Origin of the sequence: Paenibacillus sp. FSL H8-0457 (assembly GCF_038051935.1) — a bacterium.
GTDB classification, from domain to species: Bacteria; Bacillota; Bacilli; order Paenibacillales; family Paenibacillaceae; genus Paenibacillus_AQ; species Paenibacillus_AQ lautus_A.
On record NZ_CP150293.1, the window covers coordinates 1,148,271 to 1,171,039 of the forward strand.

A 22,769-nucleotide genomic window follows, 5' to 3' on the forward strand; every position below is an offset into this window, starting at 1 on the left:
ATTTTACATGCTCCGAGGCGATCTATACAATTGAACCTAACATGGCCTACACAAGCCGGAAGAAGGGGAGAGATTCATGTGAAAGCAGCCATTCATCGCGGCCGGAGCGGACTGGACGGACTTCGGGTCGGCAATATGGAATCGAAACAACCGGGCCCTGGTGAGATCCGGGTCCGTTTAAAGACGGCCGGACTCAATCACCGCGATCTGTTTCTGATGAAGGGACGTCATGCGGCGGATGCACCGCTCATTCTGGGCTCAGACGGCGCAGGCATCATTGATGCCGTAGGTGAAGGAGTGGGTTGTCTGACGGTCGGCACGGAAGTCATCATCCATCCGACGATCGGTTGGGATAACACCGAAGAGGTCCCGGTGGTGCCGCAGATCCTGGGCGGACCCACGGACGGTACGTTTGCTGAAATGGTCGTCATCCCAGCGGACAATGCCTTCAGAAAGCCAACATACCTGACATGGGAGGAAGCGGGAGTACTGCCTTTATCCGCGCTAACGGCCTACCGTGCGCTGTTTACGAGGGCGCATATCAAGCCTGGCGAGCATGTGCTTATACCAGGTATAGGAGGCGGGGTTGCAACCTACGCCATGCTCATGGCCCAGAATGCGGGGGCTGTCGTCAGCGTCACTTCCCGAAGCCAAGCCAAGCTCGAAGAAGCGCGGCGCTATTCCGTGCATAGGGCTTTTTCGAGCGGCGGGGATTGGAACGAAGAGCTGCAAGGGGAGAAGGTGGACGTGATTCTGGATAGTATCGGTCCGGCAACCTTTCCCCGATACTTGGAAGTGATCAAGCCGAATGGGCGGATCGTCAGCTTTGGGGCCAGCTCCGGCGACGCGGTCGAGGTCCCGCTGAGGGCTTTATTTTTTCCGCAGCTGTCCTGGATCGGTACGTCGATGGGGAGCCGCGAGGAGTTCGGAGAGATGCTTCGGTTCATGGAGGAGCACACCATTGCGCCCCTGATCGACCGGATGTACCCGCTGGATGAGATTCTGGATGCGTTCCGGCGGATGACGGCGGGCGAGCAGTTTGGCAATATTGGTTTGCGGATCGAATGATAGTCGGCTTCTCGTTTCCCTTCGGAAACTTCTGCGGCTAAATAAATGGATGGAAGCAGGAAGTCTCTTAGAAGGCATACGCACTGTACGTATGCCTTCTAAGAGACTTTTTTATGTCACAAACCGGGTCATTAAGAACCTCACCATGGTTTGAGTTGGAACTGCTGCCAAGGCCATGCTGTCAAGGTGATTCATTAAAGGATAGTATCTCTTCTATATACAGACAAAGCACGGATTTTGTGATTAAATGTAAATTAAAGTTGAAACGTCGGTTGGAAAATTCGGGTAAGTGGGTTGGAAATTTAGGGTAATAAGTAATGGGAGCGTTCATAGGGGGAAACAATATGTTTAGCAAAGGGTCTTTGTCTTTCCGAAAATATGCGTGGAGGACAAGCTTGTTGTCCATGGCGACAGTATTGCTGTTGTCCGGTTGCAGCGGCGGTAAACAGCAGGCGGAACCAACGCCAGCACCAGTGGTGGAAGCTCCGGTCGAGCAGCCGGTCGAAGTGCCTCAGGAGGAAACCTCTTCTCCATATAAGGCACCTCTGACGGGATTGCCGTTAGAAGCGTCACTGACGCAGCGCCCGCTGGCCGTTATGATCAATAACGCACCGGCTGCTAGGCCGCAGTCGGGTCTCAGTCAAGCGGACATGGTGTATGAAGTGCTGGCGGAGGGAGGAATCACGCGGCTGATCGGTATCTTCCAAAGCCAGAGCGACATTGAGAAGATCGGGCCGATTCGCAGCATCCGACCGTATCTGATCAATCTTGGCGAGAGCTACGGAGGCGTTCTGGTGCATGCGGGAGGAAGCCCGGAAGCCTACAGCATCATTCAGAGGCAAGGCAAGCAGGACATGGACGAAATCGGGAATGCAGGCGCCTACTTCTGGAGAGCCAAGGACCGCAAAGCGCCGCATAATCTGTATTCCAGCGACGAGAAGCTTCGTGAAGGAGCCGCTAAGCTGAATTACGGCAACGATGTGAAGGTGCCAGAGTATACGTTCTATCCGGAGGCGATCGCTGCAAGCGCCGATGGTGAAGAGGGCACTGAACCGGTTGAGGTTATTTCAGGGGAGGCTGCCGAGAAGGTAGAAATCAAATTTTTATTGGACAGCTATGTCGTGGATTATCAATATGACGGTTCCTCCAACACATACAAACGGTCGATTAACGGATCGCCGCATGTGGACCTCAACGATAACGTTCAGCTGGAGGCCGCGAATGTGATCGTGCTGGGGGCGGACCATAAGGTGCTGGATGACGTGGGCCGGCTTGCCGTGAACGTGGAAGCGGGCGGGGAAGCGATGCTGTTCCAGCGCGGGGAAGTCATTAAGGGGCAGTGGGTACGCGCTGCGGGCGATGCGATCCGTTTCGTGAAGGACGGCAAGGAAGTGCCGCTGGTTCCGGGAACGACATATTTCAACATTGTGCCCAACACGCCTTCTTTTGAAAGCCACGTGACGATCTCGAATCCTTAGATCCGGGGCAGCGGATCAAGGCTATCGTTTCGGGATAATTTGCACGCATACGGAGATGTTAATAGGCAAGGGAATCGAAGGGATATCCATGCATCTTCTGTTTTGTTAGTTCCTTACATTTTTGAGTGTTACTTTTCTATACACACCCTGCCATGGATGTGATAAGATAGTCAAGGTTGTCTATCTTTTCAGGGCGTTCGCGGCAATTTATCGAAAAAAGGGGTTAAGAGTATGAAAATGAAGAAAAAGGATATATTCTTCCAAACGCTGGAGAATATGGCCGATACGGTGGTACAAGCCGCAGACTATTTTTCGCAGCACGTTTCCAATCTTGAAGATGTGCTTGAATTTGCCAACGAAATGAAGAAGTACGAGTCGCAGTGTGATACCTACACGCATACCATCATTACTGAACTCAACAAAACATTTATTACGCCAATCGAACGCGACGACATCATGGACCTGACAACCAGCATGGACGATGTAATGGACGGATTGGAAGCGACCGCATCCCGTTTCTATATGTATCAGCTGGGCAAGCCTGACGAGTACATGGTGCAGTTTGCAGAGATTCTGCGTCAATCGGCTTATGAAATCCAGAAAGCCATTCATTTGCTCTCCCAGAAGAAACTTCTGGCGATTCGTGAATACACGATCCGCTTGAACGATCTGGAGAACCAAGGCGACGAGCTGCTGCGGATCTGTATCAAGGATCTGTTTGCCACCGTCTCTGACCCGATTCTGCTGATCAAAAAGAAAGAGATTTACGAACGTCTTGAGACGACCACGGACACCTGCGAAGACGTGGCAAATATGCTGGAATCCATCATTATGCGCAACTCGTAAGGGAGTCCTGAACAATGGATACAACGATGTTAGTATTAGTAATAGTTGTTTTTTTGGCGCTTGCATTTGACTTCATCAACGGGTTCCACGATACGGCGAATGCCATCGCAACGTCGGTATCGACCCGGGCCCTGAAGCCGCGGGTAGCCATACTGCTCGCAGCGAGCATGAACTTCGTCGGCGCGATGATGTTCACGGGCGTTGCCAAAACCATCGGCGGCAGCGTCGCGGATCCGACCAAGCTGGATAACGGGATCGAGGTTGTTATTGCAACATTGCTTGCAGCAATCATCTGGAACCTGGTTACCTGGTGGTTCGGATTGCCTTCGTCCTCTTCCCATGCCCTGATCGGGGCATTGGCCGGCGCAGTATTCGTCGGTGCGGGAAGCGACATGCTGAATTACGGCGGATTTAAGGACATCGTGCTCGCGTTGGTCCTGTCGCCAATTATCGCATTCGTGATCGGTTATCTGGTCATGCAGCTGCTCAAGGTCATCTTTGCCAAGCGCAGTCCGCATACGGTGAACAAGGGCTTCCGTACGATGCAGATCTTCACGGCAGCGCTGCAATCCTTCACGCACGGTACCAACGACGCGCAGAAGGCGATGGGTATCATTACCTTTGCTCTCGTGACGTCCGGTCAATTGCAGGAGATGGAAGTGCCCTTCTGGGTTAAAGTCTCTGCAGCAACAGCGATGGCGCTCGGTACGTCGGTAGGCGGCTGGAAGATCATCAAGACCATGGGTACGAAAATATTCAAAATCGAGCCGATCAACGGGTTCGCTGCGGACTTCTCGGCCGCTTCCGTTATCTTCTCGGCAACATTGCTTCACTTGCCGATCAGTACGACGCATGCCATTACGTCGGCAATTCTCGGCGTAGGCTCGGCGAAACGCTTCTCCGCCGTAAAATGGTCCTTGGCAGGACGCATCGTGGTAACCTGGTTTATTACGATTCCGATTACGGCCGTACTGGCAGGAGTCATCTTTAAAATTCTTTTCTAGACATGAATCATTACACATAGAGAAACGGATAGTTGTGGGGCCAATCAGGAATCGATTGGCTTTTTTTGTTTAAAAGAATCGATGGAACAGGGGAAGGGGACATCCAATCATGATACGCGTACTGGCGATTACGCCAAGCTATGAATCGGTGACCGGGCTTACGCTGGAAGAGATCCGAATGGAGGACTATGCCTGGATCTGGGCCGATTTCAGCAATCCTACGCCGGAGGAAGCGCGGAAGCTGGAGAGCTATTTTCACTTTCATCCGCTGGCGGTTGAGGATTGCCTGCACGTCCTGCAGCGGCCGAAGCTGGATTATTACGACAACATGCAGTTCTTTGTCCTGCATGCCCTTCAGCCGGATACGCTGCAGGCGGTCGAGGTGGATGTGTTCCTGGCCCCTTCGTTTGTGGTCTCCTTCCACCAGCAGGCGCTGCCGGAAATGGACGAGGCTTGGGAACGCGTGCTCTCGGCTGCCGGCAAGGGGCCGCTGGGCCAGGACGGTCCGAGCTTCACGGCGTATACGATTATGGATAAGCTGGTGGACCAGTATTTTCCCAGCCTGTTCGCCATCGAGGACGAGCTGGCCGAGCTGGAAAGCCAAGGGGAGAAGGATTCTGTCGAGGACCTGATGAATCAGGTCTTTGCGCTGCGTTCAAGGCTGCTCCGCCTGCGGCGCACGGTGGTGCCGATGCGGGATCTGCTGTACCGGATCGTGAACTCGCAGCATATGGAGCATCACGCGCATCATGCTTATTTTTCCGACATTTATGACCATCTGCTGAAGCTCGCGGACATGATCGAGGCGGACCGCGAGATGACGGCGGATCTACGGGACAGCTACATATCGGTGAATTCGAACCGGATGAATACAATCATGAAGACATTGACCGTTATCACGACGATCTTCATGCCGCTCACCCTGATCGCCGGGATCTATGGGATGAATTTCGAGAACATGCCGGAGCTGGGGTGGCATTACGGATACTTCTTCGTGCTCCTCCTCATGTTCGTGTTGGGCGGAGGCATGGTGTTGTGGTTTATGCGCAGAGGCTGGTTTAAATAAGGAGGTTCATTGCGGTAAATACTGTTAAGCCAACCGAAGCGGAGATTCCAGCCGGACCATCTGGGTCGGCCGAAGTCCTGGGTTAGTAAGTCATTTGAAGAGAAATGAGCGGGGAAGGTTGTCCCATATCAGAGGGTGAATGCTAAATAGCTGTCGTTTCTTGTTCTTCCGTAAGGGGTAAAGGCTTGCTGAGGAGGGACTGCATATGAAACTCGGGCTCAAACGACATCCCAAGAAGCGTTCATCGCGTCAACCAGACGAGCCTTTGCGTTCCCGGCTGCTGCGCCGGATGCTTCGCTTGGCTAGGAAACGAAAACGAAAGCTCGCCGTCACGAACCGTTACGAGGTAGGCATGGTCATCAGCGAGATCGCCACGGGCCTGCTGTTCATCGCAGGGAGCATCATGATGTTCTATCCCCAGATGAAACGAATCCCGACGGTGCTGTACCTGCTCGGCAGTATTACGATGCTGCTGCGTTCCGGTTTGCGCGGATCATATTGGTTCCGGTTAAAATCGCTGGAAAACGTCGAGAATAAAGAAGCCGGTCCCGAAGGGGATTGGACGCGATGATGAGGATATACAGGCCGTAAAAAAGATAGGGCTCCAGTCTGGGGGTACAGACTGGAGCCTGCGTGATGTATGAGGGTTCCGTGCATACCGCCATGGAGGGCCCTAACGTATCTGATGGACCCATCCCGACAGATCTGATACTTCGCTGATCAGAACCTGCACTGTTTGATTAAAATTGCACGGCATATAAAGGGTCGTGTGCACCGATTACATAGGTTAACGGCGCCGTCTTTTGCCGGAAGACGATTTGCGCGAGCCGGAGCGGCGTCTGCTTCCCGAGGACCGCCGTCTTCTCGGTCTGTATTCGTAGCCGTCTTCATTCTGATCCGTATAGGCAGTCGAAGACGATCCGCTACCCTTCTTCTTAAGTGCGCCTGCCAGCACGGAGAACATGGGCGCAAGCTGCTGGAAGCCCTGCATGACCTTTTGTACCTTGCCGATGTTGTTGACGATGCCGTCGATGCCGCCCATCCGGTCGATGAGGCCCTTGATGTCGCTCATATTGTTGACTCCGAGCCCGCCGAGGAGCTTGCTTAATCCACCGCCGCTGCCGCCTCCTCCGCCGAGGAGACCTGCCAGCCCGCCGCCGCCGGAATTCGTGGAGGGAGCGAGAGCCGAAGCCGAAGCCTCCAGATCCGTTACGCCGTCGGTATATGGATATAACGCAGTTTCACCGACTTCCGGATAATCGCCGTATGGCGTGATGCCAGGGTACGGTGTTGGATCCTGCGGCAGTGATTCATATGAATTGAGGGAGCGATGGTTATTCGTGGGTCGGCGATGATAATAGTGAGAATGACGCGTCATGATATCACTTTCCTTTTTGAGTTAAGATACTATACTGTATGATACGGGCGGGCGATGGGTTTAGGCGGATGTCCCGATTTTCGGGATAGGAGCGGAATCGGGCGATGGCCCAGGAAGATTTTAGCGCGTGTCTTTCGGCCGTGAATGAGAGCGTTTATGCGGGATGAGCCCCCCTAAGGGGTGGTTGTCCTGTAGTGCGTGAAATCGTTAATGCTTGAAAATACTATATCCGCTCGGGTACAATGGGAGTGCGAGTGTTATACACACAGTAACAATAGGGGATGATCATCCAGTGCAATTAAAGAAGCTAAATGATAAAAGCATCGATCAATTATTCGAAGCGATATTAACCCTGGACAGCGTGGAGGAATGTTATGTATTCTTCGACGATCTCTGTACCGTGAACGAAATCCAATCCTTGTCGCAGCGGCTGGAAGTGGCGCGCATGCTGGGCAAGGGATGCACATACAACCAGATTGAAGCAGAAACGGGAGCCAGTACCGCCACGATTTCGCGCGTGAAGCGCTGCCTGAATTACGGCAATGACGGTTACAAAATGACGCTGGAGCGTCTGGGACGTTAATTCATGACGAAGCCGGGTGTGCTGGTCATCAGTCATGGCTCACGTGAACGGAAATGGGTGTCGCTTGTGGACGAGGCCGTCCACGAACTGGCTTCCCGTATGGATATACCGGTCGTATCTTCGTACCTGGAATTGGTAGAGGGCCGTCTGATTCAGGACGGCATCACGGCCTTGGAAGACCAGGGTGTCACCGACATTGTGGTCATTCCTCTATTTGTCTCGTCCGGCAGCACACATGTCGACGAAATAGCTTATGCTATAGGAGCGAAGGCCGTTCCGGACATGGAGACGGACCTGGCGCCGTATCGGGTTCGGTCCCGGGTTCATTTCGGTACGCCGATGGACGACGATCCCGAGATTGCGGCCATGGTATGGGATAAGGTGAAAGAGCTGTCCGCGAACCCGGCGAAGGAGGTCATTCTCCTCGTCGGACACGGCAGCAGGCATGATCTGTTTCGCAGCCGCTGGGAAAAGGGTATTAACTCTTTGGCACAGCGAGTTAGCGAGGTAAGCGGAACCGGCGCGGATTATGCCTTACTCAGTCCCGGCGATGTGCGGGACAAGGTGACAGCATGGATGGAGCGCGGCTGCGATGTGATCGTAGCTCCGCTTTTTTTGAGTGAGGGGTATTTTACGGAGAAGGTAATACCCGATCGGCTCCAGGGGCTGGAATGCCGGTATTCCGGCAGGACCTTGCTTCCGCATCTGCTGCTGCCGCAGTGGATGGAGTCGCAGGCCAAACGTCTTCTTCAATCCTTGAAATCATAAGTAGGTGGCGTATCGTTAATGAGAAATGCAAGGTTAATCTATAACCCAACCTCCGGCCGGGAGGAAATGAAGCGTCGGCTTGCTGATATATTGCACCGTCTGGACAGTGCTGGCATCGAAACCTCCTGTCATGCAACGACCGGAGAGGGGGATGCGACTCGCGAAGCGGCGGATGCCGTGGAGCGCGGGTACGATCTTGTGATCGCGGCCGGCGGAGACGGTACGCTTAATGAGGTCATCAACGGGATGGCCGGCAGGGATAACCTCCCGCCGCTGGGCATATTCCCGCTGGGGACCACGAACGATTTTGCGCGGGCGCTCGGCATCTCGAAGAACTGGGAGGAGTACTGCGATCTGGTGATTCGGGGCGAGACGCGTCCGATTGACGTGGGCAAAGCGAATGATCGCTACTTCATCAATATCGCGGGCGGCGGTACGCTCACCGAGCTCACGTACGAGGTGCCAAGCAAGCTGAAGACGATGATCGGGCAGCTGGCGTATTATTTGAAGGGGATCGAGAAAATGGTCAGCCTCGCGCCGCAGGAGCTCATCATCAACGCCAGCGGTCATCCGGCGATCCATGACGAGTTCATGGTGTTCCTCATTGCGAACAGCAACTCGGTTGGCGGCTTCGACAAAATCGCGCCGGGCGCGAGCATCGACGACGGCTTGTTCGACGTCATTGCGCTGCGCAAGTGCAATCTGGCGGAGTTTGTGCGCGTGGCTACGCTAGCTCTTCGCGGCGAGCATATCAACGACAAGCGAGTCGTGCATTTCCGCACCGACTATATGGAGGTCGTCTCTCCGGGACCGGTTCAGCTGAACCTGGACGGCGAGTTCGGCGGCGTGCTGCCGGGCACGTTCCGCGTGCTGCCGCAGCATTTGCGGATTTTTGGCTGAGATGGTTGGCTGGTAGAGATGCGGAAGGCAACGGGCGCTTAAGGCGTGATGGTTGTTGCCGAAGGCTCAGCGGGGACTGATCACATTAGAGATGGGTAGGCGATTGGGGCGATGGGCCATGGAACGAGATGGAACAGGCCGAGGATCGCCGCTTAGGCTCCAGGCTCTTGTAAGTAAATGATTGGATTTGCAGGCTGAATGGATTGAATAACATACGAGGCTCCCGTATAATGATGGACGTGAGCTTGTGCGCTAAGCTCCCTTGGGGGAGCTTTTTGTTGTTTAAGCGAATGAAGGTTAACGGAAGATCATCCGTTTTGATTATGGATGGGTCTCCGGTGGGGAATATAGAGTGGTAAGGGACAAGTTGAACGGAAAGAAGTGAACAGCACATCATGAAGAAGAACCGCAAGGGAAGCGACACGCGCCGCAGCGGCAAGCCCGCGGCTTCGGCGGCCCTCCTGGACCTGCCGGTGGCCAAGAACGACGAGGTCGTGATCGATATTATAGGAATGAACCATGACGGGGAAGGGGTTGGCCGTGCGGACGGCTACACCCTGTTCGTTCAGGGTGCCCTGCCTGGCGAGAAGGCCCGGGTGAAGGTGCTCAAGACCAAGAAGCAGTATGGCTACGCCAAGCTGCTGGAGCTGGTCGATCAGAGCCCGAACCGCATCGCGGCTCCGTGCCCCATCTACGACCAATGCGGCGGATGCCAACTGCAGCACATGAATTATGCCGGGCAGCTGGAGTGGAAGCGCCAGCTGGTGGTGGACAACCTGGAGCGTATCGGGAAGCTGCGGGTGGTGCATGAGGCGGAAGATGCTGGAGCGACGCGTGCGGGCGACGAGCGGAATGGCACAGATGGTGGAGGGGACATTGAGAATTCTGAAACCAATGGGGCGAATCCTGCCGTGTCCGGCGTTGATTCAGATCAAGAGGGGATCCTCGTGCGGCCGACACTCGGTATGAGCGAGCCTTGGCGCTATCGCAACAAGTCCCAGGTGCCTATCGGCGTAACGGAAGGCGGCCTTGTCGGCGGCTTCTACGCCCGGGGCAGCCACCGGATCGTGGACATGGAGACATGCCTCATCCAGCATGAACAGAACGACGAGGTCGTTAGCCGCGTCAAAGCCATCGGCCGGAAGCTCGGTATCACCGCGTACAATGAAGAGACAGGTCAGGGCCTGCTTCGCCATGTGGTGGTTAAGATCGGTTTTGCTACCCGAGAGATGATGATTGTACTCGTCACGAACGGCGAGCGGATACCGCGCGTGAACGAGTGGATCGCTGCCATCCGTAAGGAACTCCCGGCTGTAGTGAGCATCTGCCAGAACGTGAACACACGCAAAACAAACGTTATTTTTGGAGATGTGACTCGCGTCCTGTGGGGTCGTGAGGTCATCCATGACTATATCGGCGATGTGAAGTTCGCGATTTCCGCACGTTCCTTCTACCAAGTGAATCCGGCTCAGACCGAAGTGCTCTACGGTAAGACGGTGGAGTATGCGGGATTAACTGGGGAGGAGACCGTGATCGATGCGTATTGCGGCATCGGGACGATATCCCTGTTCTTGGCCCAACATGCCAAGAAGGTGTATGGGGTCGAGATCGTGAAGGAAGCGATCGAGGATGCTCGTGCCAATGCAGAACTGAACGGTATGAAGCATGTGGAGTTTGAAGTCGGCGCGTCCGAAGACGTGATCCCGCGCTGGAAAGAGCAGGGCATCGAGGCGGACGTCATCGTGGTTGATCCACCGCGTAAGGGCTGCGATCCGCGACTCTTGGAGACGATTCTTGAGATGAAGCCGGAGCGCGTGGTATATGTGAGTTGTAATCCGTCTACGTTGGCAAGGGATTTAAGGATACTCGAAGATGGTGGGTATCGGACGGTGGAGGTTACGCCGGTGGATATGTTTCCGCATACGGTGCATGTGGAGAGCGTGGCGGTGTTGGTTTGGAAAGACTAATAGTTGAGATGTATTGGCGGACATAGCATAGAGGGGGTGAACCCCTCTCTTTTTTTTGCACATGAAGGAAAGTTGGTCATAGGAGGTTAATCTTTAATAGCGAACCGCCGTCCGTCCACGAGTCCTTCTCAAGGATTGGTGGTTGACTATCGTTGAGTTTCCCTCCTATGAAGGATATCAATTCTTGAAGTCCCGTATCCGCCAGTTCAAGAAGAATGGAAAGCCTGAACTACAGCACCGGTTTATTTCCTGACAATCAACATTTAAACTTTAAGGCTACATAGATAGGAACAAAGCAACCCAGGCATCTTTTGGACCAACTTTACTTCGTCCGAAAATGATTTCTAGGAATAAGATATTCCATGAATGGAAAATTCACAATCCGTAGGACATCCTAGGTCCTCGAAAACTTTACGCGCGGCAGCATCGACCGGCAGGAAAACCGCGATCTGCGGATATAAACGGCTGCCTGCAGAAATAGAAATCTGTCTGTAGCGAATGGGAACAAGCTCGCCGGAGCTTTCGATTCTGGCTAGTATGGTTTGCACATGATCAATTTCTTCCCCTGCATCCAGCACATTCGGATATTCGTCCACGTTATATTTCTGGAATTTATGAAACAATTTTTGATACCACGCATCGTAACGGGAAAGTATGTGTTCTCGCTTAAACGCATTTATCCCGTTTTTGGCGTGTGCTTCCCACTGCTCGAACGAAGCTTTATCGAAAGTTGAGCGGGACCGGATAGGCAAATCGGAATTAAAATGTAAATCAATCCTGTTCATTAATCCACCGTAATTACGGTCCAATGGGATATCGAACAAATGGCGAAACGGCTCGTTAACCCCCTTGATATCCTGTGTGTGTGTTACAATCATCGCAGGAAAAGGAATGCTTCTCATCGTTAGATGCGACCATTCCAATGCACGCTCCAGCGCCCGTCCCTCCAGTTCAGTCTGGATCGGAAGGTAACCGGCTGCCATTAGCAGATCGTTACGCTCGTCGGAAGTACAATCAAGATATTCTGCAATATTTATGATCGTCTGACGATCCGGTATGCGCCGGGAACGCCCAACCAGCAGATTTTTATACGATGGAAATGCCTCGTCGTTCAGCTCTTGTTGGGTAAATCGTTTTAAGTACGGGTGAGGCCGGTCGGCAAGCTCGTGCTGGCGTTTCATCCGCAACGCTTCGATCTCTCCGATTACGATTTTAAGTCTGGAATTCTCCGTAGTAGGTATATCCATCTTCTCTCCCCCTCTTTATGAAGTGTAGTTCTGCACTTGGGATAATCATTTAGTTAAATTATACTCCTCAATGAAAACGAAAGTCATCTAATGACGCATAACGAATGGAGGAGATACAATATGATTCGTGCCATAGTAGTTGATCCGCTTGCTCCGTCACATTTGGCGTTCAAGGAAGTTGAAGCACCACAGGCCCAGCCTTGGGAAGCACTCGTGCAAGTGAAAACCGTCTCTCTTAATCGCGGAGAAGTGAAAGACGTCAAGGAGCAGGAAGCATCTAGGCGCCCCGGCTGGGATTTCGCCGGAATTGTCATCGAGCCGGCCAAAAACGGTGCAGGTCCGCAGAAAGGGGCCCGGGTTGTCGGTTTGCTCCCGATGGGAGCTTGGAGCGAGCAGGTTGCTGCTCCCGTGTCGATGTTGGCCCAAATCCCGGACAAGCTCACTTTTACGGAAGCGGCTACCTTACCCGTAGCGGGCCTGACGGCGCTTTATGCACTTAGAAAAGGCGGCATGCTGCTCGGAAAGCGCATTTTCATTACAGGATCTACTGGTGGGGTTGGACTGTTCGCTCACCAGCTGGCGGCACAGTCCGGCGCATACATTGTAGGTACGGCCAGCACGGAAGAGAAGGCCGAGCTTGTTCGAGAGGCGGGAGCTGAAGAAGTTATCATTGGATATTCGGCAATTTCATCAGCCCACCAATTCGGTCCGTACGATCTGATCATCGATTCGGTAGGCGGGGATACACTGGCTGCCTTGCTGCCGCAGCTTGCGCCGCAAGGCATTTGCGTTGCTTTAGGATTTTCCTCTTCAAATATCGCGACGATCGATATGAGTAATCTGGTGACGAGAGGAGGAAGAACATTGTACAGTTTCTTTCTCGGAGACGAACTTAATCGTCAATCAGCTGCGGACGATCTGAGCTTGCTGGCCGGATTGGTCGCAGATGGGCGGTTAACGCCACGGATCGAAGTGGAGACGCCTTGGACCGAAATTGACAGCGTGGCCCGCAGTCTGATGGAACGGAAATTCTCAGGAAAAGCCGTGCTTCACTTGGGTTAATTGGTAAAAATATTTGATCATCAGCATATAACCCTGATTCTTTGCCGAAGATATAGCTAATATCGCAAATCTTTCGCACACGATTCATGTGGAGTGTTGCGCACTGTTAGTGCGTTAGGAGTAGAACGCAATTAAAGTCATCTCAAAGCCTATAAAGTCGTGTTAAAGCCTAAAGTTGTGTTACAAGCCGGGCGAAATTCAGGTATCCACTCCTGTTTTTCCTCGGTTTTTTTATTGAATCAGGGAGGAGCTTCAACTCGTCAACATAGTCTTTCTTCTGTTTAGTACGACTTTAATTGCTTTTGGGTCCCGATCTACATATATTCCTACCGTAACATCAAAAAATTGCGGAATTAATTTAGAAAATGTAAATAAAGTAAGATAATAGCACAGTAAAAATCTGTGGCATGTCTCATGGGAGCGCTACAGATAAATAAAGAAACAAGGAGGTTTGAAAATGACTAATAAAAGGTTTTCTTTTAAGCCCCTATCACTTTTGCTAGTTCTAGTAGTATTTCTATCTACATTTTGCGCAGCCTTACCGTCAGTAAACGCAGCCGCTAGAGGGACATGGGCTCCAAATACGGCATATGCAGTAAATGACACAGTAACCTATAGTGGAAGCACTTATACCTGTCTTCAGGCACATACTTCTCTCGTAGGTTGGGAACCGTCCAATGTCCCTGCTTTATGGCAGAAAGGCGGTAGCGGCGGAACTACGCCACCAACGACACCACCGACAACGAACGGAGTAACATTCTATGCAGATATAAACTATGGAGGTAAAGCAGTGACACTCGGAATAGGGAATTATACACTGTCTCAGTTGAACGCAAACGGAATTCCGAATGACTGGATGTCGTCTCTTAAGGTTCCAAGCGGTTGGACGGTTGAAGTATATGAGAATGATAATTTTGGAGGAACCAAGTGGACCTTTACTTCAGATTCTTCCTGGGTTGGCAACACGATCAATGACAAAATGTCATCGGTCAAGATTTATACGGGTTCACCACCTCCTACAGTAACAAAGCCTGCCGAGGTTCCAAGCCATATATGGACATATGTCATGAATGCGGACAATGCCTATGGGAAAGGCGGAGATTTTGCTTTATTGCTAAGTGCTGTTATCAAAAAGGAAAGCAGCTTTGGAGCAGGTTTACCAGGTAGTCCATCGGCCGGCGACGGATTGATGCAGGTAGAACCAAACACACGCAATGCGTATTTATCTCAATTCAGCTCAAAATTTGGCCGTGCGTATAATCATAGCAGTGAACAAGATCAGGTATATCTGGGCGCGTTGATTTTAAATGAGAAGATTACGAAGTTTGGAAATATCTACAACGGATTATTACACTACAACGGTGGAGATAACTGGTATCCGGGAGCTACGGATTCTTATGGCCGTCCGATTCTGGCAGATCAATATGCAGATGCAGTTTACGCTACTTATAAGGGCTATGGCGGTAAGAATTAAGGTGTTACATTGATAGGTAAATTGAAAAATAGCGAGACGTGGAAGGATTTTCTTGTTGAGTGGAAGCGGCTTATTTAATTTGAAAGGGCATGAGTTACCAAGCAGATCATTGCTTGCGTAACCCAAGCCCTTTTTTCTTTATCAGGTTTTCTTCGACTACTAAATTAGGCGCCAAGGAACATCTTCATGTCATCTTCCACATTGGTAATGCCGCCGATGCCGAAGTTTTCCACGAGGACTTTGGCAACGTTAGGCGACAGGAATGCAGGGAGCGTAGGGCCCAGATGAATATGTTTAACGCCAAGATATAGCAGGGCAAGCAGCACGATCACCGCTTTTTGCTCATACCAGGCAATGTTATAGGAAATCGGCAGATCATTAATATCCTCAAGGCCGAATACTTCCTTCAGTTTCAATGCAATCACGACGAGGGAGTAAGAATCATTGCATTGACCAGCGTCCAGGACCCGCGGAATACCGCCGATTTCGCCTAGATCCAGTTTATTGTATTTGTATTTGGCACAGCCTGCCGTTAGAATGACCGTGTCTTTTGGGAGTTCAGCCGCAAAATCGGTGTAATAGCTGCGGGATTTCATTCGTCCATCGCAGCCGGCCATGACGAAGAAACGGCGGATCGCCCCGGATTTCACGGCATCGACGACTTGATCGGCCACGTTCATCACAGCAGCATGAGCGAAACCGCCGATGATCTCACCCGTTTCAAGCTCCGTTGGAGCGGGGCATCCTTTCGCTTGCTCGATTAGTAGGGAGAAGTCTTTGGGAGCACCGTCTGTTCCTTCTGGAATATGGCGGACACTCGGAAACCCCGTGTTGCCTGTTGTATAGATACGATCCTTATAACTGTCTTTCGGCGGAACGATACAGTTGGTCGTCATTAATATCGGTCCGTTAAAGGCTGCGAATTCGCTATTCTGCTTCCACCACGCATTTCCGTAATTGCCTACAAAATGCTCATATTTCTTGAATGCCGGATAATAGTGGGCAGGCAGCATTTCACTGTGCGTGTACACGTCCACGCCGGTTCCTTCCGTCTGCTTCAGCAGCTCCTCCAAATCCTTCAGATCATGGCCGCTAATGAGAATGCCGGGCCGGTTGCTTACCCCGATATTGACCTTCGTAATTTCCGGATTTCCGTAAACCGAGGTGTTCGCTTCATCCAGCATCGCCATGGCGTTTACGCCGTATTTACCGGTTTCCATCGTCAAAGCGATCAGATCCTGCACTTCAAGGCTGTCGTCAAGCGTGACGGCAAGCGCACGGCGCATAAAACGGTTTAATTCGTGATCATCCTTCTCCAGATGCAGCGCGTGGTACGTATAAGCAGCCATCCCCTTCAAGCCGTAAGTAATTAATTCGCGCAGCGAGCGGATGTCTTCATTGCGGGTTGAAAGGACACCCACCGTACGTGCTTTTTCATCAAAAGAAGCTTCGTTATCCGCTTGCCAGACGGCAGCATCAGGGAGATTGGCGGTTCCTTCCGGAAATTGTTCGTTATAATAGGTGCGCACCTCGCCGCGGAGCTCGATCGCTTCCCGGATTCTTCCCACAAAAACCTCGCGGTCAAAGTTGGCGTTCGTAATCGTTGCAAACAAGGAGTCCATCATAAACAGCGATACGCGCTGTTCAAGCACCTCCGGCAGCCGGACATCCAGACTGAGAAAAGAGATACCTTTCAGCAGATAAATCAGCAAATCCTGCAGGTTTGCCACATCATGCGGTTTGCCGCATACGCCGACAATGGTGCAGCCTGTTCCTTTGGATGCTTCCTGACATTGAAAGCAGAACATGGACGGCTGATGCTGTAAGCTCTCTTAGGCGTTATTATTCATGATTTCTCCTCCAATTTTGTGATTATTAGTCGTAAGGTCAGTAAATGATTGCCTCGCAATTGGACTGTTGAAGACAGTATACTTCGCTCCCACAACCGACATAGTGATTGGAATCACAATTTTTTGAGTAGTGAGTTTAATCACAAACCCGGTCCGTTTCTTCTTTTAAACTGGAATTAATGACCTAAGAAGAAATGAGGAGAGAACATGTCGATTTTACCTCAAAAGAATGAACTGGGATTTTTCGAGATCCGTCTCGAATCCATCGGCGGGCTTGGCGCCAATCTGGCCGGAAAAATGCTGGCCGAAGCTGGGGTTACCGGTTCCGGACTTAACGGTTCGAATTTTTCCAGCTATGGTTCGGAGAAAAAAGGGTCGCCGGTGAAGAGCTTCGTAAGGTTCTGCGATTCCGAGGTGGAAATCCGCGATCACAGTCCCATTGAGCAGCCGCATGTCGTCGGCGTATTTCATGAAGCCTTGTATAAGACGATCGATGTCATAAGCGGATTACAGCCTGATGGAACGGTACTTGTGAATACGGCGCGAGCCCTTTCCGAAGTGGCCGTGGATCTGAACATGAAGCAGGGAACGCTGGCCGTAGTTGATGCGCTGAAAATTTCCGTTGAGGAAAAAACCAAAGTGAATACGGCCATGCTGGGGGCTTTGTTCCGGATTTGCAGCTTTCTAGACCCGGACGATATGCGGCAGGTGATCCGCACAACATTTGAGAAGAAGCTGCCCCACCTCGTGGAAGCGAATGTGCGGACCTTTGACAGAGGATATAACGAAGTCCGGTTCCTTTCCTTAGGAAATGGCTCAGCGCTTATAGACCCAATCGCTTTTGCAAGACCGCAGCCGATTCTTGGATATGACACGCAGGAGCTGGGCGGGATTCTGAACGTTACGGCGAACAGTGTCCTGAAGGATCTTAGCGGCTCTCGGCAGGGATATTTGCCAGAATACAAGATCGAGGACTGCATACACTGTGCCGCCTGCGATACGGTATGTCCGGATTTCTGCATCGTGTGGGAGAAGAAACCGGATAAGCGCGGCAACATGCAGATGTTTATGAAAGGTATCGATTATCAGTATTGCAAAGGCTGCTTGAAGTGTATCGAAGCTTGTCCGACCACCGCTTTAGCTGCCATGTTAGAAGAGCCGCATTATGCGGAGCAGCACCGTGTGCCGCAATCATTTCCCTATATAACTGCGGAGGGAGTCCGATCATGAATATGCAAATTCAAGAAACAACGGAGAACAAGCTGGCGGCCGCTCAAACGGCAGTTTTCGAATCGGGAAACGAAATGGCTGCCATGGCGGCTGCCCAAATTAATTATCACATTATGGGTTATTTTCCGATTACTCCTTCTACGGAAATCGCCCAATATCTTGACATGATGCGTACACGCGGCGAACATGACATCAAGCTCATTCCAGCTGACGGCGAACATGGATCGGCGGGGATTTGCTACGGTGCGGCCGCAGCCGGAGCACGGGTATTCAATGCTACCAGCGCAAATGGTTTCCTGTATATGATCGAACAGCTTCCTGTGCAAGCGGGCACACGTTTCCCGATGGTCATGAATTTGGTGACGCGTGCAGTCAGCGGACCGCTGGATATTCGCGGTGACCATTCGGATCTTTACTACGGCCTGAACACCGGCTGGGTGATTTTGACCGCCCGTTCACCGCAGGCCGTGTATGACATGAATATTATGGCGCTGCGAATCGCTGAACATGAAGACGTACGCCTGCCGGTCATTGTAGCTTATGACGGATTTTTTACATCGCACCAGAAACGCCGGGTACAAATATTCACGAACCGGGAAACCGTTCAGGGGTTTGTAGGGGAACAGGCGCCTGAATATCCGCATGTGCTGGACGAGAACAACCCGATCGTTGTTGGGGCTTATATGAACGGCGACGATTTGATGAACAACCACTTCCAACAGTCAAACGCCATGTACCGTGCGGGCGAGGTATTCAAGGAAGTGGCAGAGGAATACGCGGCTTTGTCCGGAAGATCCTATTCGCCGCTTGATCTGTACCGCATGGAAGACGCGGAGGTGGCTTTATTCCTCCTCAATTCGGCGGCCGAATCCTCCAAAGACGTCGTGGATCGGCTGCGGGCGAAAGGAATTAAAGCAGGCATAATCAGCCCGAATATTCTTCGGCCGTTCCCGGCAAGAGAAATCCGCGAGGCGTTGACAGGTGTCAAAGCGCTGCTGGTTGGCGAACGTGCCGATTCTTACGGCGCACATGGGGCCAATCTGACCCATGAGGTCAAAGCGGCCCTGCAGGAAATCCGTGGTCCGCAGCCTATTGTGCTGTCGCGCATATTTGGACTTGGGGGGAAAGACTATTACGCGGATGACGCGGAAGCTTTTTTTGCCTTGACGATCGAGGCCATGGAGCTCGGTTATGCCAAAGTGCCGTTTGATTATTACGGCCAAACACCAGGAGCTGAGGAGCAAAGACTGCAGCCGGTCATTGCCCCGATGAATGGAGACAGCTTTAAATCTGGACTGATCACCGTAAAGGTGGATGAAGAGACAAGTAAACTAGCCGTTAAAGTGCCGCCGATGCGGGCGCTTGCCGCGAAACCGAAACGGTTTGCTTCCGGCCACGGAGCTTGCCCAGGCTGCGGTATTTTCCCGGCGCTGGAGCTCTTTTTCAAAGGGATTGAAGGCAATGTCGTTACTTTATTCCATACCGGCTGCGCTTATATCACAACAACGGGTTATCCGTATAACTCGCATAAGCAGAGCTTCATTCATAATTTGTTCCAGAACGGACCGGCTACTTTATCCGGCACGGTAGAAGCGTTCCTTGAGAAGAAACGCCGCGGGGAAATCGAAGTTCCCGAGGATTTCACTTTTGTGATGGTGACTGGCGACGGCGGCATGGACATCGGGATGGGCTCGGCCATCGGGACGGCGCTGCGGGGCCATAATCTGATCATTCTGGAATATGATAATGAAGGCTATATGAACACCGGTGCACAGCTTTCGTACTCTACGCCATTAGGGCATATGACCAGTACGTCCGGTGTCGGCAAACAGCAGCAGGGCAAAGCGTTCCATCATAAAGATACGGTGCAAATGATGGCGGCGGCGCATATTCCGTACGTATTCACGGGGACGGAAGCATTTCCGCAGGATCTTGTGAAAAAGGCGGCGAAAGCGCAGTGGTACGCCCAGAATGTAGGTACCGTCTACGGCAAGCTGTTGATCACATGCCCGCTGAACTGGAAATCGAGCGACAAGGATGGGGAGAACATCGTCCGCGCGGCCGTGAATTCAAACTTCTTCCCACTGTATGAAGTGGAGCAGGGAGAAACGAATATTACGTACGATCCTGAAGCGAAGAAGAAACAGGTGCCGCTCAGCGAATGGCTGAAATACATGGGCAAATCAAGACATCTGCTCAAGGAAGAAAACAAAGAAATGCTTGGCGAATTTGAAAAAGAAGTGGAGCGGCGCTGGTCGATTCTGAAAGCGAAACACGAGAACCCGCTGCTATAAAATATTCAATTCAGCATACTAGGTTTACAACAACGGAGCGGGCATTGTCCCGCTTCTTTTTTTGTTTAGGTATGGGCGTATCGTTATGACTATGGAGAACTATAACCCAAAAGGCGCTTTTTAAGTTATAATAATTAAAAATTTGTGAAAAAACGGTGGGAGGGTTGATCATGCAGAGATCCTGGTACAAGCGTCTATTGCTCTCCTATATGCCTATTTTTGTCATTGTGATTACCTTTATATTTTTTGTTTTCTTCCAGTTGTTCAGCGAACAGAGCCGGCGGGAGGCGCTTAATGCCAATAAATCGCTTTCCTTGCAAGCGATGCGCATGGTGGACACGTCCCTGAAGGTGATCGACAATATGATCGTCCTCGAAAGTATCAACAGCAAGGCTTTGAATGATTTTTTTAAATCATCTTCCGTTGGCGATCCCTATATTAATATTCAAGCTGTTCAGAAGCTCAAGGAGATTATTAATTATTATCCCTTGATCGATTCGATTTATCTGGTGAGGAATTCGGACGGCTATGTGCTCAGCAATGCCACGAATGGATACGTAAGTACATATCCGGATCGTGGTTTTATCGAGCAATATCAATTATCGAAAACGCCGAAATGGACAGGCGCGAGAAATTTCGAACAATTTAAAATGAAGGGCGGCAAGCAGGTGGTCAGCCTGGTCAGAGGATCGCCTTACATGAAAAACGACTTAGGCATGATCGTTGTCAATGTGAGCACGGAATCCTTGAACAAGCTTACCGAAGAGATGCTGGATTCCAACATGAGCTTCATTCAGGTTCAGGATACCTTCGGAAATCATTTGTTCGGCACCAAAGCGGATCGTCCGCCATCCCAAGTCAATTCCCAGTATGTATCAAGCTATACGAATTGGAACTATGGAAGCGGTTTGTTGAACAACGGTTTTGTAAGCGCTATCTCTTATCTCTATAATCTTTGGTTTATCATAGGTCTTGGCATGATTGCCATCGGCTTCCTATGGATGATTTATGTTTCCAGGCGAAATTCCAAGCCAATTGAGGAGATCGCTGCCCGTTTCAGCAGCTATTCGCTTCCTGTGGTGAGCAGTGGCCGACGTAAGGGGAAGCTGGATGAATTCGCATTTATCGAATCCGCCTTTGACAACATACTGGAACAATCCAAGGAATATCAGGAGAAATACCGGGAGGATCTCCATGTCAGGACCCGGTTTATGTTCCGCCAGCTGATCGAAGGTGACTCGCCTCTATCTGTATCCGAATGGAAGTCTGAAGCGGCTCGACTGAATTTGCCGCTGCCACTGGACCGATATCGTATGCTCATCCTGGAGATTGATAAGTACGGGGATTTCTGTCGGGATTATTCCAAGACCGATCAAGATCTGCTTAAATTCACTCTGCGGACGGTCGTGGATGAGATCGCTTCGAAATGGGACTGCCGGCTGTGGTCGGAATGGACATCACCTTCCAATCTGTCCATTATTCTGTTTGAAGAACGGGATCAGGACAAGTTTGAGGAGGCCGTACTGGTTCCAATTGCGGAACAAATCCTGGCATGGACGCACCAAAACTTGAAATTTACAATTACGATGGGAATGGGTCGGTCGACAGATCAGATTGGCGATATTCCGCAATCCTATAAAGATGCGATGCAAGCCTTAAAGTATAAAATCGTGCTCGGTGAGAATCGTTTGATCCGCAGCGAGGATATTTCGAGCCATGGCATTGTCGAGGTTTATACGCATTTAGGTGAGATTCGTGCAATCATCCAGTCCTTCAGAATGCAGAAGGAGCAGTGGAGCGAGGATTACGATCAATGGTTTGAACAGCTGAAGAACAGCTTCTTGACCAATGATGAAATACTCAGCCTGATGAATTATCTGGTTTATTACACCGGCCGCGAAATGTCGGGACTCGGCAAGGAAATTTATAACAAGTGGATACAGGAGGGATTGCCGAAGCTGACGGTTAAGGTAGATAATTCCCATTCCCTGGAACAGCTGAGACAGGAAATTAAACAAGTGCTGACGGAGCATTATGAACAGATGAAGCAGATTCATAATGACAACCAATACTCCAGCATCATTAGAAACATATGCGATTTAATTGAGCGTGACTATGCGAATCCGGATCTGTCCCTTGAAATGCTGGGCGATCGGTTTCAGCTGAACGCCAAATATGTGAGCAAATTGTTTAAGGAAAATACCGGACAAAGGTTCGTTGATTTCCTTATTGATATCCGTATGAAGGAAGCGAAGCGGCTGCTGACGGAAACCGATTATTCCGTGCAGGAGATCGCAGAGCGGGTCGGATATGCCCATGCTATTTCGTTTACCCGCGTTTTCAAGAGGACGGCTGGAGTTACCCCGGGCGAATACAGGAATGGCCGGAAGGCCAAGGAACGGGGAGAAAATGATTCAGCAGTAGAAAACGGTTAAGGCGGCGATCATGGATCGCTGCCTTTTTTGATTGAGAACGAACCCGTTGTTAAGGCGTTCCGTCCGCCTGGAATGAACCCTGATTCGCTTTTTATGAGGAGGCCCAGGCGAAAATGGTT

Annotated in this window: 18 protein-coding genes; 15 read left to right on the forward strand and 3 right to left on the reverse strand. The window is 51.3% G+C overall.

What is annotated here, in order from left to right; all coding sequences use genetic code 11:
* The first annotated feature begins 78 nt into the window (after positions 1-78).
* From MHI43_RS04975 to MHI43_RS05000, 6 genes are all read left to right on the forward strand, one after another.
* Positions 79-1,068: a zinc-binding dehydrogenase gene (locus MHI43_RS04975; protein ID WP_036661892.1), complete on the forward strand. Its 990-nt coding sequence runs from the start codon at positions 79-81 to the stop codon at positions 1,066-1,068.
* A 398-nt stretch (positions 1,069-1,466) separates the two neighbouring features.
* Positions 1,467-2,546 carry a DUF3048 domain-containing protein gene (locus tag MHI43_RS04980; protein WP_036661891.1) on the forward strand — a complete coding sequence of 360 codons (1,080 nt, stop codon included), beginning with the start codon at positions 1,467-1,469 and terminating at the stop codon, positions 2,544-2,546.
* Between the two features lie 231 nt (positions 2,547-2,777).
* Positions 2,778-3,392: a DUF47 domain-containing protein gene (locus MHI43_RS04985; RefSeq protein ID WP_012819132.1), complete on the forward strand. Its 615-nt coding sequence runs from the start codon at positions 2,778-2,780 to the stop codon at positions 3,390-3,392.
* Between the two features lie 14 nt (positions 3,393-3,406).
* Positions 3,407-4,396 (forward strand): inorganic phosphate transporter, encoded by a 990-nt coding sequence (locus tag MHI43_RS04990; protein WP_012819133.1) that lies wholly within the window; start codon positions 3,407-3,409, stop codon positions 4,394-4,396.
* Between the two features lie 109 nt (positions 4,397-4,505).
* Entirely contained in the window at positions 4,506-5,462 is a 957-nt protein-coding gene (corA, locus tag MHI43_RS04995; protein ID WP_036661890.1) for a magnesium/cobalt transporter CorA, read from the forward strand.
* A 205-nt stretch (positions 5,463-5,667) separates the two neighbouring features.
* Positions 5,668-6,033: a YrhK family protein gene (locus tag MHI43_RS05000; protein WP_036661888.1), complete on the forward strand. Its 366-nt coding sequence runs from the start codon at positions 5,668-5,670 to the stop codon at positions 6,031-6,033.
* Positions 6,034-6,249: 216 nt separating this feature from the next.
* Here MHI43_RS05000 and MHI43_RS05005 read toward each other — a convergent pair whose 3' ends face one another.
* Positions 6,250-6,840 carry a hypothetical protein gene (locus tag MHI43_RS05005; protein ID WP_009592309.1) on the reverse strand — a complete coding sequence of 197 codons (591 nt, stop codon included), beginning with the start codon at positions 6,838-6,840 and terminating at the stop codon, positions 6,250-6,252.
* A gap of 292 nt (positions 6,841-7,132) precedes the next feature.
* Between MHI43_RS05005 and MHI43_RS05010 the strand changes: the two genes are divergently transcribed.
* The 4 genes from MHI43_RS05010 (at position 7,133) to rlmD (ending at position 11,058) form a co-directional block, all read left to right on the forward strand.
* Complete coding sequence (locus MHI43_RS05010; protein ID WP_009592310.1) at positions 7,133-7,423, forward strand: YerC/YecD family TrpR-related protein; 291 nt, start codon at positions 7,133-7,135, stop codon at positions 7,421-7,423.
* Positions 7,424-7,426: 3 nt separating this feature from the next.
* Positions 7,427-8,191 (forward strand): CbiX/SirB N-terminal domain-containing protein, encoded by a 765-nt coding sequence (locus MHI43_RS05015; protein ID WP_036661886.1) that lies wholly within the window; start codon positions 7,427-7,429, stop codon positions 8,189-8,191.
* A gap of 18 nt (positions 8,192-8,209) precedes the next feature.
* Positions 8,210-9,091 (forward strand): diacylglycerol kinase, encoded by an 882-nt coding sequence (locus MHI43_RS05020; protein WP_009592325.1) that lies wholly within the window; start codon positions 8,210-8,212, stop codon positions 9,089-9,091.
* A gap of 395 nt (positions 9,092-9,486) precedes the next feature.
* Positions 9,487-11,058, forward strand: coding sequence for a 23S rRNA (uracil(1939)-C(5))-methyltransferase RlmD (gene rlmD, locus MHI43_RS05025; protein ID WP_036661884.1), 1,572 nt, complete (start codon positions 9,487-9,489; stop codon positions 11,056-11,058).
* A 344-nt stretch (positions 11,059-11,402) separates the two neighbouring features.
* On the opposite strand, the gene MHI43_RS05030 is transcribed toward rlmD, so the two are convergent.
* A complete protein-coding gene (locus MHI43_RS05030; RefSeq protein WP_036661883.1) occupies positions 11,403-12,305 on the reverse strand; it encodes a hypothetical protein in 903 nt (300 codons plus the stop codon).
* Positions 12,306-12,425: 120 nt separating this feature from the next.
* Between MHI43_RS05030 and MHI43_RS05035 the strand changes: the two genes are divergently transcribed.
* Entirely contained in the window at positions 12,426-13,367 is a 942-nt protein-coding gene (locus tag MHI43_RS05035; RefSeq protein ID WP_012819141.1) for a zinc-binding dehydrogenase, read from the forward strand.
* Positions 13,368-13,824: 457 nt separating this feature from the next.
* Entirely contained in the window at positions 13,825-14,841 is a 1,017-nt protein-coding gene (locus MHI43_RS05040) for a carbohydrate-binding protein (RefSeq protein WP_012819142.1), read from the forward strand.
* A 164-nt stretch (positions 14,842-15,005) separates the two neighbouring features.
* Here the strand turns inward: MHI43_RS05040 and hcp are convergent, their stop codons facing one another.
* A complete protein-coding gene (gene hcp / locus MHI43_RS05045; protein ID WP_036661881.1) occupies positions 15,006-16,649 on the reverse strand; it encodes a hydroxylamine reductase in 1,644 nt (547 codons plus the stop codon).
* Between the two features lie 249 nt (positions 16,650-16,898).
* Here hcp and MHI43_RS05050 point away from each other — a divergent pair, with 249 nt between their 5' ends.
* The 3 genes from MHI43_RS05050 (at position 16,899) to MHI43_RS05060 (ending at position 22,650) form a co-directional block, all read left to right on the forward strand.
* Positions 16,899-17,921 (forward strand): 2-oxoacid:acceptor oxidoreductase family protein, encoded by a 1,023-nt coding sequence (locus MHI43_RS05050; RefSeq protein ID WP_036661879.1) that lies wholly within the window; start codon positions 16,899-16,901, stop codon positions 17,919-17,921.
* Positions 17,918-20,215: a thiamine pyrophosphate-dependent enzyme gene (locus MHI43_RS05055; protein WP_036661876.1), complete on the forward strand. Its 2,298-nt coding sequence runs from the start codon at positions 17,918-17,920 to the stop codon at positions 20,213-20,215. The genes MHI43_RS05050 and MHI43_RS05055 overlap by 4 nt, the downstream gene beginning before the upstream one ends.
* Before the next feature lie 170 nt (positions 20,216-20,385).
* Positions 20,386-22,650, forward strand: coding sequence for a helix-turn-helix domain-containing protein (locus MHI43_RS05060; protein WP_036661874.1), 2,265 nt, complete (start codon positions 20,386-20,388; stop codon positions 22,648-22,650).
* Positions 22,651-22,769: the final 119 nt, after the last annotated feature.